The organism is Hydrogenophaga sp. FW305-3-2-15-A-LB1, from assembly GCF_058787875.1.
Map to the genome: position 1 here is coordinate 1 of NZ_JBYTAE010000181.1, position 1321 is coordinate 1321.

The window sequence follows — 1321 nt, forward strand, 5'->3', positions numbered from 1 at the left end:
TGGACCAGATGACGCAGCAGAACGCGGCGCTGGTGGAGGAGAGCGCGGCCGCCGCCGAGAGCCTCAAGGACCAGGCCAAGCGGCTGGACCGGGTGGTGCGCGTGTTCCGCACCGGCGACGCCGAGCACCAACGCCCCGCCGAGCCGTCGCCCGTGGCCACCGTCGCCACGCCGCCGGCATCGGCACCGGTGCTGACCTCGGTGGTGAAACCGGCCACGTCCGCGGCGCCCGCCAAGGCCATGGCCGCAGTGCCCACCAAGGCGGCGATCGTTCCCGTGGTGGTGGCCCAGCCGACCCCGGCCAAGCCCAAGGCCAGCCGGCCCGTGGAGCCGGTGGCGGCACCGGTCCGTCCCGCGCCTGCCGTGGCCAGCGCTCCCAGCGCCGGCAGCGAAGGCGACTGGGAAAGCTTCTGATCGATTCTTCTCACCCACACGGATTCCTCTTTCCCATGTCTTTCCATCAATTCAAGGTCGGTCATCGGCTGGGCCTGGGTTTTCTCAGCGTGCTGGTGCTGCTCCTGGCCGTCACCGCGCTGGGCTGGAGCGGCCTTCGCGCCACCCAGGCGGCCACCGAGCGCGTGATCCATCTCGAGCACCTCGCCTCGGTCACGGAAGAGTGGGCCGCCGGCACGACGCTGAACATCAGCCGCGCGCTCGCCGTGGCCAAGTCCCGCGCCGACCCGGAGGTCGATGCCTACTTCAAGCCGCTGATCGCGCAGACGTCCACGCGCATCAGCGAACTGCAGAAGACGCTGGAAGCCGAGATCACCAGCGCCGAAGGCAAGGCCTTGCTGGCCAAGATTTCGACGGTGCGCGGCGAGTACATCGCGGTGCGCAAGACCTTCTTCGACGCCCTCAAGACGGGTGACCTCGTGGCCGCCAACCAGATCCTGGCCAGCCAGGTGCTGCCGGCCGCCGACCGCTACAGCGGTGCCCAGAACGAGATGCTGGCCGCCCAGCGCAGCCTGGTGCAGGCCGCCATGGCCGATTCCGCCCACACCGTGAGCCGCAACGTGACCTGGCTGGTGACGCTGGCCGCGCTGGCGGTGGTGGTGGCGTCCCTGCTGGCCTGGCGCATCACCCGCTCGGTGACGGTGCCGGTGCACCAGGCGGTGGTGATCGCCTCGGCCGTGGCCGATGGCAACCTGTCGGTGCCGGTGCAGACCGACCGCAAGGACGAGCTGGGCGACTTGCTCAACGCCCTGGGTGCGATGAAGAACTCGCTGATCCAGACCGTGAGCCAGGTGCGCAGCGCGACGGACAGCATCAACACGGCGTCGGTGGAGATTGCCTCGGGCAACCAGGACCTGAGCGCGCGCACG

1 protein-coding gene and 1 pseudogene are annotated in these 1321 nt (G+C 69.9%); both read left to right on the top strand.

Features of this window, described 5'->3' with window-relative positions:
* Nucleotides 1–413, top strand: a pseudogene (locus AC3WPZ_RS27940) (methyl-accepting chemotaxis protein); the annotation flags it as partial.
* 35 nt (nt 414–448) lie between these two features.
* Nucleotides 449–1321, top strand: an 873-nt coding sequence (locus AC3WPZ_RS27945) for an MCP four helix bundle domain-containing protein (RefSeq protein ID WP_492442621.1), incomplete at its 3' end; no start/stop codon positions are given.